Origin of the sequence: Clostridioides sp. ZZV15-6598 (assembly GCF_020657705.1) — a bacterium.
In the GTDB taxonomy this organism is placed as follows: domain Bacteria; phylum Bacillota; class Clostridia; order Peptostreptococcales; family Peptostreptococcaceae; genus Clostridioides; species Clostridioides difficile_F.
Genome location: NZ_JAGWCS010000014.1, coordinates 19,620 through 36,916, shown reverse-complemented (window position 1 = coordinate 36,916; position 17,297 = coordinate 19,620). Strand labels below are relative to the sequence as shown.

The window sequence follows — 17,297 nt, the reverse complement described above, 5'->3', positions numbered from 1 at the left end:
CTAAGGTTGATAAATTAGTATATATGAGTATATAATAAAAGAAATATAATGAAATACAAGGAGAATTAACAAATGGTAAATTTAAACGATGCTTATGAAATAGCAAGATATATAAAAGAAGTTAAAAAGAAAACACCTGTTAAAGTATATGTAAATACTAACTCTTTACATTTCCAATCAACTGATAAATTTAAAGTATTTGGAAACAATGGTTCTTATGTATTTGTAGGTGACTATGAAGATATAATGGAAGTATTAGATAAACATGGTAACGATATAACAGATACTCATGTAGAATATGATAGAAGAAATTCTGCCATTCCTCTAAAAAATACTTTAAGTGAACACGCAAGAATCGAACCAGGTGCAATAATAAGAGACATGGTTACTATAGAAAAAAATGCTGTTGTAATGATGGGAGCTGTTATAAATATAGGAGCTGTTATTGGTGAAGGTTCTATGGTAGATATGAATGCTGTTATTGGTGCTAGAGGTACTCTTGGTAAAAATGTTCATTTAGGTGCTGGTGCTGTTGTTGCTGGTGTTTTAGAGCCACCTTCTGCTACTCCTGTTATAGTTGAAGATGATGTTTTAATAGGAGCTAATGCAGTTGTTCTTGAAGGTGTTAGAATCGGTAAAGGTGCTGTTGTTGCAGCTGGTGCTGTTGTAACTACTGACGTAGAAGCTGGTGCTGTTGTTGCTGGTTCTCCTGCTAAAGTTATAAAAATGAAAGACGAAAAAACGGCTGACAAGACTAAACTTATGGAAGACCTTAGACATTTAGACTAATTAGATAATATTATTATTAATTAAAAGGTGTCTCTATATGAATTTAATTCATTAGAGACACTCTCTTTTTATAGCTATTTAATTTATCTTTGTTAAATACCCTTAATTTACTAGTTTACTTGCATGCAATTTAAACATTCTTAATTTAATGGTATTGCTTATATCCTAATAAATTGAACTACTGTTTACTACTGGTTGTGCATCTTTATTACCACAAAGAACAACCAATAAATTGCTTACCATAGCTGCTTTACGTTCCTCATCTAAAGTCACAACATTATTCTCACTTAAATTAGTTAATGCCATCTCTACCATACTTACAGCCCCTTCAACAATCTTTTTACGTGCTGCTATTATAGCTTCTGCTTGTTGACGTTGTAACATAGCTGCTGCAATCTCTGGTGCATAAGAAAGGTGAGTAATTCTTACTTCACATACTTCAATCCCTGCAATATCTACCCTAGATTGTAATTCTTTTTGTAATTTATCTGCTATTTCCTGACTACTACCACGAAGAGATTTTTCATCACCATCTTCAGACACATCATATGGATAAAGTCTTGAAACATTACGAATAGTTGAATCACATTGAATTGATAAAAAAGTATTATAATTATCAACATTAAATACAGCTTTAGTTGCATCTATAACTTTCCAAATTACAACAACACCTATTATAATAGGATTTCCTAATAAGTCATTAACTTTTTGTTTTTCATTATTAAGAGTCATTGTTTTTAAAGATACTTTCTTTCCTCTTGGATTAGAGGATATATCTACTTTTTCAGTAGACGAAGATTTTGATACATTAATTCCTGATGATGTTGGATTTACCGCTGAACAAAATGGATTTACCCAATAGTATCCTTCTTTTTTTATAGTTCCATAGTAGTTCCCAAATAAAACTAGAACAATAGCTTCTTTTGGATTAATCATTTTTAGTCCAAAGCACAGTATAAAATCTATCACTATAAACAAAATACTTAAAACTAACATAAACGAACCTATTCCAGTGAACCCATTGTCAAGTTTTATTATTCCAAAAACCATAACAGCTATTGAAACTATTAAAAACAAGATAATCATTATCAAAGCTACTACTCCATTAAATACTTTAGCATCCTTTTCTTGATAAGTTTTTTCTTCTTTTAACATAGTCACCTCTCCCATCTTTTTATATTAAGTTAAGATACTTCTAATTTAATAATATCACTTTTAATGCTCAAATTGTTGAGTTTAAAATTAATACTCTATATTTATATATTTTTAAAGACACATCCTTAGTTATTTTAATATACTAATACTGATTTGTAAGCAAACTTTATTAGATATGAACTTGTATTTAAATATATATTAAATCTGAATACAATTTTTTTAATATCCAGTAAATTATAAGTTTATTATCACTAATATTATTTTCTATAAATTATATTAGTGATAAAATAAACTTATAGAAATATAACAAAATTTTATTAATTTCATAGGAGGATTTTATGTTAAAAGTCATAATTAGTGGTTATAATGGAACAATGGGAAGAGTGTTAGCAGAATGTGTAAAAAAAGATAGTGAATTAGAGTTGGTTTGTGGTGTAGCTAGGTCTGCTGATGAAAATACTTATCATGGCGATACGAAACTTTATAAGACAATGACTGATGTAACGGAAAAAGCAGATGTTATAATAGATTTCTCACATCATGAAACCTTAGCTCCAATCCTATCATATGCACTAAAAAATAATACACCTGTAGTATTAGCTACTACTGGATATGATGAGGATGAATTAAATGAAATAGAAAAAGCATCAAAAAATATTCCGATATTATTATCCTCAAATACATCTCTTGGTGTAAATATTTTAATAAAATTAGTTAAAGATGCATCAAAAATGTTAGAAGGTTTTGATATTGAAATCATAGAAAAACATCATAACAGAAAAGAAGATGCCCCTAGTGGTACTGCTAATATGATAGCCAATGCAATTAAAGAGGTCTTACCTGAAAGTGAAAATAAACATGGAAGATATGGTAGAGATTGCAAAAGAAAGACAAATGAAATTGGAATCCACTCTATAAGGGGTGGAAATATAATAAGTGACCATGATGTTATATTTGCAGGAGATAATGAAGTCCTTACATTAAGTCATCACTCTCAATCTGATGAAGTCTTTGCAGATGGTTCTATTGTTGCAGCTAAATTTTTAGTTAGTAAACAATCTGGACTTTATAAAATGGCAGATATACTAGGATAATTTTATATATTTTTATATGTAATAAATACTAATCTGCTTTATACATAATAAATCTCAATCTACTTAGATATTAGGACTTATCAATTTGAATATCTAATAGATTGAGATTTTAATATATCTGTTAAAAGTTTATCTTATCTATATTTTTATCTTATATGAAAACATATTTTTTGATTATTGTTCTAGTTATTAACATATATAATTTTATCATTTGATTTTTATAACTTCCATCCTTTAACTATCAAGTTAATTATTGTATTCTATATACTGAAACAAATCCAGATGGTGAAGTACCTGTTGTGCCTGAATTAAATGTAAAACTCAAAGTAACAGCTGCTGCTCTAGCATCAACTAAGAAATCTAACCCTACGCTTACATCTGATGAAGTAAGGGTATTTACTGCTTTTGCGACAAAGTTAGTTTGAGCTGTGCCATTAAAGTTAGTAGTAATTGCCATAAATCCTGCAAGTGAAAGTGTGGCACGTACACCAAAGGATACATTATATATACCTCCAACTGCAAGGTTTATAGTACTACTTGTTGGTAAAGTTATATTTGTTCCATTTACAAATGATGAATTAAATGTCACTACTGAATTATTTATTAAACTTGGAGATGAAACTATAAATTGTGCATTATTTGATGCTAACGTTCCTGCAGCTCCTGTTGCTCCTGTTGGACCCGTTATTCCATTAGCCCCTGTTGCTCCTGTTGGACCTGTTGGACCTATTGTTCCTGCTACTCCTGTCGCTCCTGTTGGACCTATTGTTCCTGCTACTCCTGTTGCTCCTGTTGCTCCTACTGCTCCTGTTGGACCTATCTTTCCATCTGCTCCTGTTGGGCCTGTTGGACCTGTTGGACCTATTTCTCCATTTGCTCCTGTTGGGCCTGTTGCTCCTGCTACTCCTGTTGCTCCTATTGCTCCTGTTGCTCCTACTGCTCCTGTTGGGCCTGTTGCTCCATTTGCTCCTGTTGCTCCTACTGCTCCTGTTGGACCTATCTCTCCATCTGCTCCTGTTGCTCCGGTTGCCCCTACTGCTCCTGTTGCTCCTGTCTTTCCATCTGGACCTGTTGCTCCTACCGCTCCGGTTGCTCCTACTTCTCCGTCTGCTCCGGTTGCTCCGGTTGGACCTGTTGGACCTGTCTTTCCATCTGCTCCTGTTGCCCCTGTTGCTCCTACTGCTCCGGTTGGACCTGCCTCTCCATCTACTCCTGTTGCTCCCACTGCTCCGGTTGGACCTACTTCTCCATCTGCTCCTGTCGCCCCTGTTGCTCCTATTGGTCCTGTAGAACCTGTTGCTCCATCTACTCCTGTTGCTCCAGTATTTCCTGTAGAACCTGTCACTCCTGTTGAACCTGTATTTCCTGTTGGGCCTGTTATTCCATTTGCTCCTGTCGCTCCTGTATTTCCTGTTGGCCCTGTTATTCCATTTGCTCCTGTATTTCCTGTTGCCCCTCTAGGACCTGTTGGCCCTGTTATTCCATCTGCTCCAGTATTCCCTGTTGGACCTGTTATCCCATTTGCTCCTGTTGCTCCAGCATTTCCTGTTGGGCCTGTAGAACCTGTTGCTCCATTTACTCCTGTTACTCCTCTAGGACCTGTTGGACCTGTTATTCCATTTGCTCCTGTTGCTCCGGTATTTCCTGTTGGACCTGTTATTCCATTTGCTCCTGTTGCTCCGGTTGCCCCTTTAGGACCTGTAGAACCTGTTACACCATTTGCTCCTGTCGCTCCAGTATTTCCTGTTGGACCTGTTATTCCATTTGCTCCTGTTGCTCCGGTATTTCCTGTTGAACCTGTTATTCCATTTGCTCCTGTCGCTCCCGTTGCTCCTTTAGGACCCGTCGGACCGATTGGTCCTGTTGGTCCCGTTGGTCCTACATCTTGATATAAACTTGAACCTGAATTGTCTTTGTAATCATCCATATAATAAATCCTCCCTTTTTAAAATTAGAGCAATACTAGATAAATATCTAGCATTGCTCTATATATTGTATGAATCGACAATTTATTATGTGATAATACATCTATTTACTTATATCAACATCTATACTTTGGTTTTTAAATTCTGTTATATTATTAATTTCTTTACTCCAATCTTCTATTATTGGAGTTACTTTTAGTTTTTTAACATCTTTCTTAATTTCATACTCTAGAGAAGATTCAATATAATTACCCTTAGAGTAACTTAAGTTATAACCTCCTGCGCCACTAAGTAATTCTAAATCTTTTCCTCTTCCATCTTTAAGTCCAAACTCAAGTATCTTTGGTGTATCATCACCTTTATTAAAATTATATTTATTAGTTTTAAATCCGTAAATCACTCTAATTTTCGTAGGAGAAACCCTTACTTCTTTTAAGACTAAATCAACATCGATATTTTTATTTTTTAATTTTACACTTTTATCTACATTATAAATTCTTGTATCTTTGACTATATTTGAACCATTTATACTTGTATTAAATTCCCAATTTCCACTAAGATATCCATTTAGGTGTTCACCCTCTACTCCTCCCATATTTCCTATCTCTATCTCTTTTGATGTTTTTATATCCTTATTTAGCTCATATTCAACTTTATTTATACTTATGTTTATATCATAGTCTTTATTTAAATCTACATTTTTTAATAAGTCAAAATTTTCGACATCACCTTTTCCATCTCCATCTTTATCCAGATTATCAAGCTTACAAGTCATAACCATATTAGTAGTACCATCTTTATTTTTTTCTGATGTAGAAGGTCCTGTTATTGAAACAAAGTTCATATCTCCAACCTTTATTTTGATATCATCAATTCCTAAGAATCCTCCTTGTTTCTTTAATCCCAAAGCATCTTTATCAAGTTTGCTATCATCCACACTTATATTGAGAAATAATTCTCCATCACCAAGCATAATCTCATTTAACTTTATATCTATTCCTTTATCTGTAGCAACCTCATCTACAATATTTTTATAAGGTTTAAGTTCTTCAGTATCTTTATTAAAGAAATATTCTATTTGCTTTCCAAGATGTTGCATATATGCTAAGGTAGTTTCATTAGTAAACGCAGTCGAACCTAAAATAACTACTGATAATCCTCCTACTAAAGCATATCTCTTAAAATTATTCTTTTTACTATATTGAATCTTAGATTTCATTCTCTTCTTCATTTCATCCTTTTCTTCATTACTTAATACAACATCATCGTATTTTTCTATATCTATATTTGTTTCATTAAATAAATCAAATTTATCTTTCATAAAAACTCTCCTTTTATTCTATATTTTCTATATTTAAATCCTTAATTATCTTATCTATTATCTCTAAGCTTTCTTTTTATTTAAATGCAATCTCAACTTCTTTCGTCCTCTTGATAATCTATTATGTAAATTTTCAACAGTGGTTTCATTTTGTATAGCTATATCTTTTAGTGATATGTCTTCTAAATAATACCTTCTAAAGATTTCTGCATCCTTATCATTTAATGTGCTTATAAGGTCATTTATTTCCTCTTCAATTTCTCTCATATCCAACTCTTTATCTATATATGGTATTTCTTCATGTTCTATATTTAAATAAGTATTACTACTTATATACTTTTTCCTATAATTAATCGCTCTGTATTTAGAAATAGAACCTATCCAGTTTTTAAAAGAGTTTTTTTCATTATCAAATTTTTCTATGTTATTCCAAATTGACAAAAGCACATCATCAACACATTCTTCCTCATAAATTTTAGCATCCATAAGAGTTCTTCTAACTATAGATGCTATAAAATTCCCATACTCATCTATAAGCATCTCCATGCCCTTTTCTTTTTTCTTTATTATATTTTTAATTATTAATTTATCCTCCAAGTTAACTCCTCCTTTGTAAAAGCTTCTACAACTACTAATACAATTAAAAATCGTATTTCCTATCAAATTTTTAAAATTTTTTTTAATATCCCCAAACACAGAATCAAAACTTGGATAAAACTATCAAAAACAAGTTTACTATATTAAACTTATAACTTGATACAAATACAAGATAAGTTCAAATCAATCTCAAAATAAAAAGGTACCTTATTATATAATCAAAATGAAAATAAGCTTCTGAAGAAATTAATACAAGCATAATGAAAGTATAAATTCTTCACTCTTATTATAAACAATAAAGAATACACATTGTTTATGTACCTTAAAAATGTTCTTTACGAAAAGTAATACAATATTATACCTGCTCTTGGGTATGCAATAGTATATTTATTAAATGATTTTGGAATAAGAGTATTATTTTTAACTCTCTTAAAAGAAAATAAAAAAGATAATATCATCAGAGAAATAGGGCAAGGAAGAGAAAAACTTTCTTTACTTCACATGTTTATTTTTTTCCTATACTTGATTGCTATATTTGCACTTTCAACAATTTTACCTGAAATATCAATTATATGCTTTATAATATTTCCAGTAATTATGTCATTAAGTAATCTTTTTATATCTGATAGACACAGACGGGATATAAGATTGGATATATAAAACACAGAAAAAATAGAAGGTTATGTACACAAAACAGTGACAGAAATATGCCACTTATATTAAATAGTCTACATAAAAAGATATCCCAAATAAAAGATGTCTCAAACAAAAGGTACCTCAATATGATTCATAAAAATCATATTGAGGTACCTATAAAATTAAATAATTGCTTATCTATCTTCATCAGTTACATTAAATATATAAGGAACATTTCTATAGTAATCTTCAAAATCAAATCCATATCCTACTACGAATTTGTCTTCTATCGCAAACCCACAATAATCTGGTACTAAATCAACCTTTCTTCTGCTTGGCTTGTCTAAAAGTACACAACATTTTAAACTAGCAGGATTTTTAGCTTTTAGATGCTTTAAAACAAAATCCATAGTTAAGGCAGAGTCAGTAATATCGTCTACAACTAATACATCATAGCCTTTTATATCAGTAGTTACATCTGAAACAACTTTAACCGTTCCAGTACTCTCTTCACTATTTCCATAACTAGAAGTAGTCATAAAATTAACTCTAAGAGGTAAATTTATATTTCTAACTAAATCTGCACAAAATATAAAACTTCCTTTTAATAGAGACACAATCATAAGATTTTTATCTTTGTAGTCCTTCTCTATAATTGCTCCTAATTCTTTTAATTTATCATTAATTTTTTCTTCTGAATACAATACTTCCCATTTTTTTGTTTCTATATCCATAAAAAGACCTCCAATTGTAATAATCCTTCTTAATTTTATAAGAGATTGCTCACTTTTTCAATACTCTTATTCAATATTAGCCAATATTATTGAGTTTTTAAGTATATTCAACAATTATTAACAAGATATTATCTATTTTAAGTAAATCATATATCCCTACTAAATCATATACTATATATTTTAGACAAAAAAGAAAAAACTTGCACTAGCAAGTTTTTCCCATTTATATATAATCATAATTTATTAGGGGCACTAATTAAATTTATTTATATTACTTTCATTATATATTGCAATATAAGAAATATTGTAAATTAGTCAACTTTATTCATATCATTCATTACATTTAATATTATCTCATCTGTTATAGACATACCTTTATCACTTACTCTTCCTAAGTTTTGTATACTTTGCTCAACACTTGAACCAACTATACCATTTAATGGTGGTACAAAACAGTCTTGCTTAGCTATTATAGCACTTTGTATTGCAGCAGATGCAGCAGATGATAATTTTAATGCACAACCAGCTTTTGCTCCATCACATATCATTCCACTTAAGTCAGCTATCATATTTTCTATTGCACCTTCTATTTGTTTTTCACTTCCATCCATAAGCCAAGATATACCAGCAGTTGCTCCAGTAGATGCTGCAACTCCACAGCCACATACAGCAGATAATCTACCTGTATAATTCTTAATATAACCAGTTACTAAATGAGATATAGCCAAAGCTTTTGCTAATCTTTCATCAGATTGTGGGAACTTTTTATTGTAAGCAACTATTGGAAGAATTGCTGTTAATCCATGATTTCCACTACCATTTGAACTCATAACAGGCATTTTTACTCCTGCCATTCTTGCATCTGAAGCTCCAGCAGTTAACATCATTGCATAGTTTATAACATCATTACCTAAAAGACCTTCTTCCATAGACTTTTTAATTCCGTATCCAACACCAATTCCAGTCTTTTGTTTCAAGCCATATTCAGCCATTTCTTCGTTCATTTTTACTCCATCTAGTAAAAACTCTATATCTTTAAAATCAATACCTTCTACATTTTTTATTAATTCTTGTATAGTTACAGTGTCCATCAAACTCTCAACTTTTTCTGCTGAAGCATTTGAAACTGATACTTTTGGTTCATTATCCAATAATACTTCTCCGTCTTTTTCTAAGAATGTAAAGTTATCATGTTTAGTTCTTATTCTAACTTTAGAAGTATGATTTGCTCCTTTTAATGCAACTTCTATAAAAACTTTCTCTTTTGTATCCGCAGGTGTTATTGATAAAGGAGTGTTGTCCATATAGTCTTCTGCTATTTTAACTTCTTCCTTTGTTAAAGTTTCTAATACACTTAATCCGTTTTCAGAATGTCCTCCTATTATCCCTAGAGCTGCTGCTATTTTTAATCCTAATCTTTCAGTTCCTGGTATGCCTACACACATACCATTTTTATAGATACTAGGGCTAACTAGCATATGATTTTCTACTATTTCTTCTCCTAGTAATTCTTTTGCCTTTGCACATGCTAGAGCTAAAGCTACTGGTTCAGTACATCCTACTGCTGGTTTAACTTCTGCTTTTAACATTTCCACTAATTCTTTTCTTATATCTCTCATTATATATAAACCTCCCAATTAAGTTTAATTTTAGTACTTGAATAATTTTATTAAATAATTTCTTATCTATATTTATAGCAAGATATATGCCATATTTCTTATTTTCATCTCTTTTTTTATTTTAATACTGTGTATATATTGAAATAACTAGCTTTAATTATATATTTTTTTTACTTAGATGAAACTTTTATATTTTTTTCACTTGCTAAATGGATGACAATTTCGCAAAAAGACAAAAAAAAATCTCAAAATGAGATTCTATATCATTTTGAGACGATTATTATTTTAGTAGTTACTATTTTTTGGATTCTTAAGGCTTAAACATCCACTGTTCTTTATATACTATTACTATTTGTTTATATTTAAATTTTATATAACCTTTTATTATATTCTTACATCACTTTATATCACTAAGAAATTATATTGTATTTTTCAATTTTTCTATATAATGTAGCTCTTGATATTCCAAGTGCCTTAGCTGTTAACTCTTTATCTTTTTTATAATCTTTGTATTTATTTAAAGCTTTTATTATCTCGATTTTCTCAAGTTCGTCTAGTGGAATTATCTTATCACTTCTAACTTCTAATTCTTCTATCGATGTATTTTTAATCTTTTGAGGAATTACATTCATAGTAATTATCGGCGATGAAGACATATTTACACTATATTCAATAATATTCTGCAATTCTCTTATATTGCCTGGCCACTTATATTCAATCATAGCATCAACAACCCTAGTGTCTATATCGATAACATTTTTATCTAGTTTTTTTGAGTATTCCTTAATCATATGCTTTATTATAAGTGGTATATCATCTTTTCTTTCTCTTAAACTTGGGAGCTTTATTGGTATAACATTTAATCTATAATATAAATCTTCTCTAAAGGTTTCATTTTGAACCATTTTTTCTAAATCTTTATTTGTGGCAGCAATAATTCTTACATCTATCAGAACATTTGATTTACTTCCAATCTTATTGAGCTCTTTTTCTTGTAATACCCTCAACAACTTTGACTGTAAATGCAAGCTCATATCTCCTATTTCGTCCAAAAATATGCTTCCTTTATGGGCTATTTCAAACATACCAAGTTTTCCACCTTTTTTAGCTCCTGTAAAAGCACCTTCTTCATATCCAAATAATTCACTCTCTAATAAATTATCTGGTATCGCCGCACAGTTTACAGCTATAAAAGGATTATCTACCCTATTACTATGGTTGTGTATAGCTCTTGCAAATAGCTCTTTACCCGTTCCACTTTCACCAGTAATAAGTACTGTTGAAGTGGATTTAGAAGCCATTAGGGCTTCTTTTTTTGAATTTCTTATAGCTATACTCTCTCCAATTATATTTTCCAGCTTTATCTTATAGTCTTTATTCATCTTGTTGTAGTTTTTTATAGCATCTCTTTTATCTATAAAATCAATAACATATCCTTTTAGTTCATTTTTTAATACTATTTTATTGATGTTATATATTCCCTTTGAATCACATCCATATCTCCTATAAAAAAAGCTACATGATTTGTCCTTCTTAAAGTTATTTATAGAAGGTTTCTTTATAAAATCTAGCTCAATGAATATATCTTTTCCAGCTATGTTGTCCTTTAGATTAAAAAGCTCTTTAAACTTTGAATTATATTTATCAATCTTACCATCTACATCAATGGACACAACAGCTTTATCCATATTGTTTAATAAAGTCTCTAATTTTTTCTTTTCTAACTCTAGTTCGTACGTTTTAATTTGAGCTTTTAGTTTATTGGATATCAAGTCTGCCATTTTACATAAAAAGTTTATAAGTCCACTCTTGTTATTTTCTATAATCTGTGCTTGTTCTTTTGTAAAGGCTATAAGGCCTATAACACCATGAGACTCTCCATCACATATAATTGGGCAACATACTTCTGCAAACTCCACACAGGCATTATTTTTATAACATTCTCTACATATATCACTGCTCTTTGGGTCATCAATTAGTATTGTGATTTGTTCTGTAAGTGACTTTTTAAAAGCTGTATATTTATCTACTTTTTCACCTATTTTGTCCACATATATACCTGTACCTGCAATCCTAAATAAGTTTCTATTTACTATAGTTACATCTATATTAAGCACTGAAACTATAGCTTCAGCTATGTTCTGAATATCAGATTTTATATATTCTAAATCTATCATAGTTATCATTCCTTATTTTTTCTTAACATGAGTATTTGTCTTATTTCCTTAAGGATTAAATATATCTTATTTAAAGTAAATTGAATTGACATTAGGATTACAAAGAGCATAACAATTATTATTAACTCATAATTTATTTCCATATCTACATCTCCTTATAACAAAAGACTAGGCTTAACCTAGTCTTTTATATTATATCCATATTTATATTTTAACTCATTTATCTTCTTTTTCCCACATAAATATATTTTAATTTATTTGACTCTTTAATCATACCATCAAAATTTAATCTTGAAAATATATTAAATACTTCATGTGGATAGTGAATCTTTGCTACAGAACCACAAAATTTATGCTTAAGATAGTTTAGTTTAACTTTTAAATTTTTTAAGTTTAAATCTTCTAATATAACCTCTCCATTACCTTTTAAAACTCTTTGTATTTCAGATGAAGCTTTTTCACAATCTGTAATAACATTAAATTGGTCTACTATTATTATCTTGTTGAAATGATTATCATCAAATGGCAAAAACTCTAACTTACCTTTAACTACATTGCAATTTTCATTATACACTAAAGAATAACATACATCTTCATAGTTACTATTCTCTAGTATAGTTACAGAAGTACCAAGACCTCTTAATCTCTTGCCTAGGTTTCCTATATGACCAACAAGCAATATTTTATCCCCTACATTATACTCAATTGTATCCAAAAAACATTCTAATTCATCAGATGTATATTTAGCTTTAACTGGCTGTCTATTTATCTGATATAATATGCTTTTCACAATGCTTCACCTCTTCATTTTCTCAATTATAAATTATGTACAGCTTACATTATAATAAATGGCGAGCAACTATTCAAGAGATATTTCATTAGTATTTTTTTAAACAATCTTTATTTATTTTTAATGCGTTATTATAGAAAATTTATTAGTTTTTTTGATAAAAAAACAATATATTTTTAATATTTAGTCATTATTATTTTCATCTAATCTTTTTATTTTTGATATAGATACTTCATATGCCATTTTTTTCACTACATTATCCTCATCTATTTTTTTCTCATACTCTCTACTTTGAACTCTACCCCAAAGCTGTATTCTATCACCAACTTTTAAGTTTTTTGCAAACTTTGCATTTCTTCCCCAAACTATTGATGGTATATAATCAGATTTATTATAAGGTCTATTTATAGCCACTAATAAATCAGTTATTTCCCTTCCTAAAGGAGTTTTCCTATACACAGGCTCTTTACATACATACCCATCTAGGAATATGCTATTTGGGTCTTTATTTTCCTCCTCTATAGCCTTTATTTCTCTAACAAATACTGTAAGCACTAATCTATTTTTATTATTTAAGGTTTTATTATATGATCTCAATTGACCTACAACATTGACTAAATTTTGTTTATTGATATCAATATCTTGAAGAAGTCTTTCTGACACAGTCATAGGAAGTGTATCAAAGGAATCACTTAATCTGTTTATCTTTATTTTTACATTATAAAATTTCTCTCCAAATATCTCATGACTAAATTCTAGCTTGTTGTCTAACTCCCCTCTTAAGTTTACTACGTTATTCTCATCTTTAACAGCTATCATATTTTATCCCTCCACAATTGTTAATTCTTATATTTCTGGTATCAGCTTATATAATAAATATATTTGTGAGTGATGTATTTTATTACAAATCTTTGATTGCTGTTTAAAACTTTTTATTTATTTATAAATTTCATTTAATCTTTTGGTTTAAGTATATAAAATTATCATACGATTTATATAATATATTATTTGTTTTAATCAAAATTAACTATTAAATTACTTCTTATCTCTTTTTTAAGTCATATATAACTCAAAACTAATTTATACACATAAGTAATATCAATATTTTAAATTAATTCAAATGATTCAGATAATTACCAAGTCATTATAAACTCAATTTTCTTCAATTATAAGTTATACTCGACTTATTATACTAATATTTTTGCTAATATACATCAATATATGAACATTTTTTTATTTTATATAGTATTAAATTTAAATATTTAACTTCAATTTACACCTTAATTTCAGAAAATATAACTAAATTTATACTTAATTTACTAAATTTATATATATATTGCATAATTGGCATACTAATTGCTTTATATATTATATCTAATAAATAAAAAACTGCCTTAAAACATTAATACTAACGTTCCAAAGCAGTTTATAATTTTTATTGTTAGCTGTAATATTTAATAAATACTAAGCAGTCTTTTTATTTTTATTTGCAGCCATTATCATTGTAGCAGAAGTGTAAGCTATAACTATTATTACTAATGCTTTTAATATATCCATTGGTAAAGTTTTTACTATATATGCTGCTACGAAAACCCCTATTAAACCACAGATAGCTATTATAACTGATGCTTTTTTAGTATATGCATCTTCTTTTATGAATTTCATACTTGCAACTGGCATTAATAATGCACAAGAACCCATAACTATTGGGAACGCAACTTTTGCAGACATTCCTAAAAAGTAAACCATTGCCATACCTGGAGCATATAGTCCTATACCAGCTGTCATTAAAGCACCTAGTATAAAGTTACCTAATACACCTATTACTAATTTAACACCAGTAAGACCTAATTCATTTCCTCCACCTGGTAATACATTAACCCAAGGATGACCTAATAACATTAATATTGCTGTTAATGCTAGAGTCACACCCATAACCATTTGTATCTTTCTTTCGTCCATTTTAGCTATTATTCCTGCACCTATATATGAACCAACTGCTGCTGCTACAACCATAGATACTAGAGTTACACCATCAACTGGTATGATTGATGTGAATATAAATGCTTCAGTAACAACTGGAATAGTATGTGCTACGTTTAACGTACCAGGCATTTTCTTATCTGGTATGTTTAATTTTAAAGCTTTTGACATTGCTATTGTTGGAGCAAATGATCCTATTCCTAATGTATCAAAGAAATCTGTTATAAATCCTGTTACAGCAACTTTTGGAGTACTTTGTTCTTCTAGTTTCCCCTCTTTGTTTGCTTTAGCTACGTCTTTACCAAATACAACTGCAAAGATTGCTGCGAATACTACGTATAATGCCTTTAAGATTGCTACCATAATCCATCCTCCTGTTTTTTTATTTTTTTATATATTCTGAATCTTATAGCCTAAAAGCTATAGAATAGTAACCAGCAAGAGGTTACTATTCTATTTTAATTTCCCAATTTATTTGTTTCTATTTAAGAATAAATCCATGTTTAAGTGGATCTTCTTCATCTATTACAAAGTGATTAAATCCAGTTATATAAGCAGAACCACTTATCTTAGGTACTACAGCATTGAAATCTGCAACTTTAGTTTCTTCAACTATTTCACCTTTGAATAAAGTTCCTAATATACTTTCATATACGAATTTTTCTCCTACTTTTAATTCACCTTTAGCATGTAAAGTAGCTAATTTAGCACTTGTTCCAGTTCCACATGGAGATCTGTCAACTTGACCTTGACCAAATATAACTACGTTTTTGTAAGTAGCTTCTGGATGAGTTGGCGCATCATATATTTCAACTAAATCTACAGTTTTTATATGAGCTAAAGTTGGATGTTGTATTTCTATTTTTTCGTTTATTATATCTCTAAGTTTCATAGCTAGTTCAGTTAATTTACCAGCATTTTGAGGTTCTATTTTTAAACCTAATTGACTTGCATGTATTATAGCAAAGAAGCTTCCACCAAATGATATATCAAATTTAACTGTTCCAACACCTGGTAAGTCAACTTCAACACCTTCTTTATATAAGAAAGCTGGTACGTTTAAGAATGATACTTCTTTAGCTTTTCCATCTACAACTGTAACATCTCCTCTTATTATTCCTGCTGGAGCTTCCATAACTACATGAGTTATAGGTTCTACTGCTGGAACTACACCTGTTTCTATAGCTGCTGTCATAGCTCCTATTGTACCATGGCCACACATGTTAAGGTATCCGCCACCGTCCATGAAGATTATTCCAAAGTCAGCATCTGGGCAACAAGGTTGAGTCATTACAGAACCAAACATATCATTATGTCCTCTTGGCTCTAACATTATAGCAGTTCTTAAATAATCTAGATTTTTTTCTAAATATTCTTTTTTCTCAGGCATAGAATTTCCTTTTATGTTAGGTATTCCACCTACAACTATTCTAGTTGCTTCTCCTGCTGTATGAGAGTCTATAGCTTGTATACTTCTGCTAAATTTCATATCAAATTCCCCCTTAGGTTTATTTTGCGTTTTTACGCATTTTTAGTTTTAGAAAAGCTAATGCTTTTTTTACATCAACTTCATCCATGTGATTGTCTCCAACTACTTCTGTTTCTATGTAGCCTGTTGTCTTTTTATAATCAATTATGGTAGCTTTATCTAAATACTGATTAGTAACTACTAGACCATCTGCTCCCATAATAGTAAGACCTACTGTAGGTATGTCTGATTTTACAAACTCTGATATAGCATTTGTAAAATCAATATGCTGGTTTCCTGCCATATCTAAGGTTATAATCACTCCATCAGGTCGCAATGCTTCAACCCATCTTCCAAGCCTAGTTGATAAAAAGGATTTCCATTCATTGTGCTCTGATGTACCAACTACAACTATTCCTAGCAAATCTACGTCAGGATCATTGTCTATTAAATCAAGTAATGGGTCTCTAAAAATCTGAAGTGATGTGTTTTTCATTGATGTAGAAATTCCCACAAAACTCATCCCCTTACTTAAATTTTTTATCCATGCTTTCTCATTTTTAATTTTAAAAACGCCAAAGCTTTTTTAGCATCAATCTCATTTGTGTTGTTTTCTCCAACAACTTCTGTCTCAATACCTTCTTTTGATTTGTTCATATCAACTATGGTATTCATATATTGATTGCTTACAACAAATTTAGCTTGAGTACCATTAAATGTTACTCCAACTACAGGTATATCTCTTTTTCCTATTTCTTCAAATGTATTAGCATAGTCAACATGTGAGTTTCCCCAACCATCTGAAGAGACTATAGCTCCATCTACTCTCATAGCTTCCAGCCAAGCGGCCGTTCTCTGTCCCACAAAAGTTTTATTTTCATTTCCATCTGGAGTTCCTACTACTATTACTCCAAGTAAATCTACATCCTTATCACTTTCAACTATATCCAAAAGTGGGTCTCTAAAGTGATGAAGAGATGTTTCTTTTGTTGAAGGTCCTATTCCCATA

15 protein-coding genes are annotated in these 17,297 nt (G+C 30.1%); 2 read left to right on the top strand and 13 right to left on the bottom strand.

Annotation, left to right across the window (positions count from 1 at the left end; genetic code table 11):
- Window positions 1–72 precede the first annotated feature (72 nt).
- Window positions 73–789 carry a 2,3,4,5-tetrahydropyridine-2,6-dicarboxylate N-acetyltransferase gene (gene dapD, locus KGF50_RS04595; protein ID WP_227847000.1) on the top strand — a complete coding sequence of 239 codons (717 nt, stop codon included), beginning with the start codon at window positions 73–75 and terminating at the stop codon, window positions 787–789.
- A 165-nt stretch (window positions 790–954) separates the two neighbouring features.
- Here the strand turns inward: dapD and KGF50_RS04590 are convergent, their stop codons facing one another.
- Window positions 955–1,944 carry an SPFH domain-containing protein gene (locus KGF50_RS04590; protein ID WP_227846999.1) on the bottom strand — a complete coding sequence of 330 codons (990 nt, stop codon included), beginning with the start codon at window positions 1,942–1,944 and terminating at the stop codon, window positions 955–957.
- Window positions 1,945–2,282: 338 nt separating this feature from the next.
- Between KGF50_RS04590 and dapB the strand changes: the two genes are divergently transcribed.
- On the top strand, window positions 2,283–3,038 hold the full coding sequence (gene dapB, locus KGF50_RS04585; protein ID WP_227846998.1) for a 4-hydroxy-tetrahydrodipicolinate reductase: 756 nt from the start codon (window positions 2,283–2,285) through the stop codon (window positions 3,036–3,038).
- A 250-nt stretch (window positions 3,039–3,288) separates the two neighbouring features.
- On the opposite strand, the gene KGF50_RS04580 is transcribed toward dapB, so the two are convergent.
- From KGF50_RS04580 to KGF50_RS22305, 12 genes are all read right to left on the bottom strand, one after another.
- Complete coding sequence (locus KGF50_RS04580; protein WP_227846997.1) at window positions 3,289–4,965, bottom strand: exosporium protein; 1,677 nt, start codon at window positions 4,963–4,965, stop codon at window positions 3,289–3,291.
- Between the two features lie 101 nt (window positions 4,966–5,066).
- Window positions 5,067–6,284, bottom strand: coding sequence for a DUF4179 domain-containing protein (locus KGF50_RS04575; protein WP_227846996.1), 1,218 nt, complete (start codon window positions 6,282–6,284; stop codon window positions 5,067–5,069).
- Window positions 6,285–6,347: 63 nt separating this feature from the next.
- Window positions 6,348–6,881 (bottom strand): sigma-70 family RNA polymerase sigma factor, encoded by a 534-nt coding sequence (locus tag KGF50_RS04570; protein WP_227846995.1) that lies wholly within the window; start codon window positions 6,879–6,881, stop codon window positions 6,348–6,350.
- 830 nt (window positions 6,882–7,711) lie between these two features.
- Complete coding sequence (gene hpt / locus KGF50_RS04565) at window positions 7,712–8,251, bottom strand: hypoxanthine phosphoribosyltransferase (RefSeq protein ID WP_227846994.1); 540 nt, start codon at window positions 8,249–8,251, stop codon at window positions 7,712–7,714.
- A 311-nt stretch (window positions 8,252–8,562) separates the two neighbouring features.
- A complete protein-coding gene (locus tag KGF50_RS04560) occupies window positions 8,563–9,870 on the bottom strand; it encodes an L-serine ammonia-lyase, iron-sulfur-dependent, subunit alpha (RefSeq protein ID WP_227846993.1) in 1,308 nt (435 codons plus the stop codon).
- 410 nt (window positions 9,871–10,280) lie between these two features.
- Window positions 10,281–12,056 (bottom strand): sigma 54-interacting transcriptional regulator, encoded by a 1,776-nt coding sequence (locus KGF50_RS04555; RefSeq protein WP_227846992.1) that lies wholly within the window; start codon window positions 12,054–12,056, stop codon window positions 10,281–10,283.
- A gap of 211 nt (window positions 12,057–12,267) precedes the next feature.
- Complete coding sequence (locus tag KGF50_RS04550) at window positions 12,268–12,837, bottom strand: class I SAM-dependent methyltransferase (RefSeq protein WP_021386272.1); 570 nt, start codon at window positions 12,835–12,837, stop codon at window positions 12,268–12,270.
- Between the two features lie 183 nt (window positions 12,838–13,020).
- The gene (locus KGF50_RS04545) at window positions 13,021–13,656 is read right to left on the bottom strand and encodes a single-stranded DNA-binding protein (protein WP_227846991.1); all 636 of its coding nucleotides are present in this window, start codon (window positions 13,654–13,656) and stop codon (window positions 13,021–13,023) included.
- A 645-nt stretch (window positions 13,657–14,301) separates the two neighbouring features.
- Entirely contained in the window at window positions 14,302–15,183 is an 882-nt protein-coding gene (locus KGF50_RS04540; protein ID WP_227828326.1) for a TSUP family transporter, read from the bottom strand.
- 118 nt (window positions 15,184–15,301) lie between these two features.
- Complete coding sequence (locus KGF50_RS04535) at window positions 15,302–16,309, bottom strand: proline racemase (protein ID WP_227846990.1); 1,008 nt, start codon at window positions 16,307–16,309, stop codon at window positions 15,302–15,304.
- Between the two features lie 19 nt (window positions 16,310–16,328).
- Entirely contained in the window at window positions 16,329–16,811 is a 483-nt protein-coding gene (locus KGF50_RS04530; protein ID WP_227846989.1) for a glycine/sarcosine/betaine reductase component B subunit, read from the bottom strand.
- Window positions 16,812–16,828: 17 nt separating this feature from the next.
- Window positions 16,829–17,296: a glycine/sarcosine/betaine reductase component B subunit gene (locus KGF50_RS22305; RefSeq protein ID WP_054271688.1), complete on the bottom strand. Its 468-nt coding sequence runs from the start codon at window positions 17,294–17,296 to the stop codon at window positions 16,829–16,831.
- Window position 17,297 lies beyond the last annotated feature (1 nt).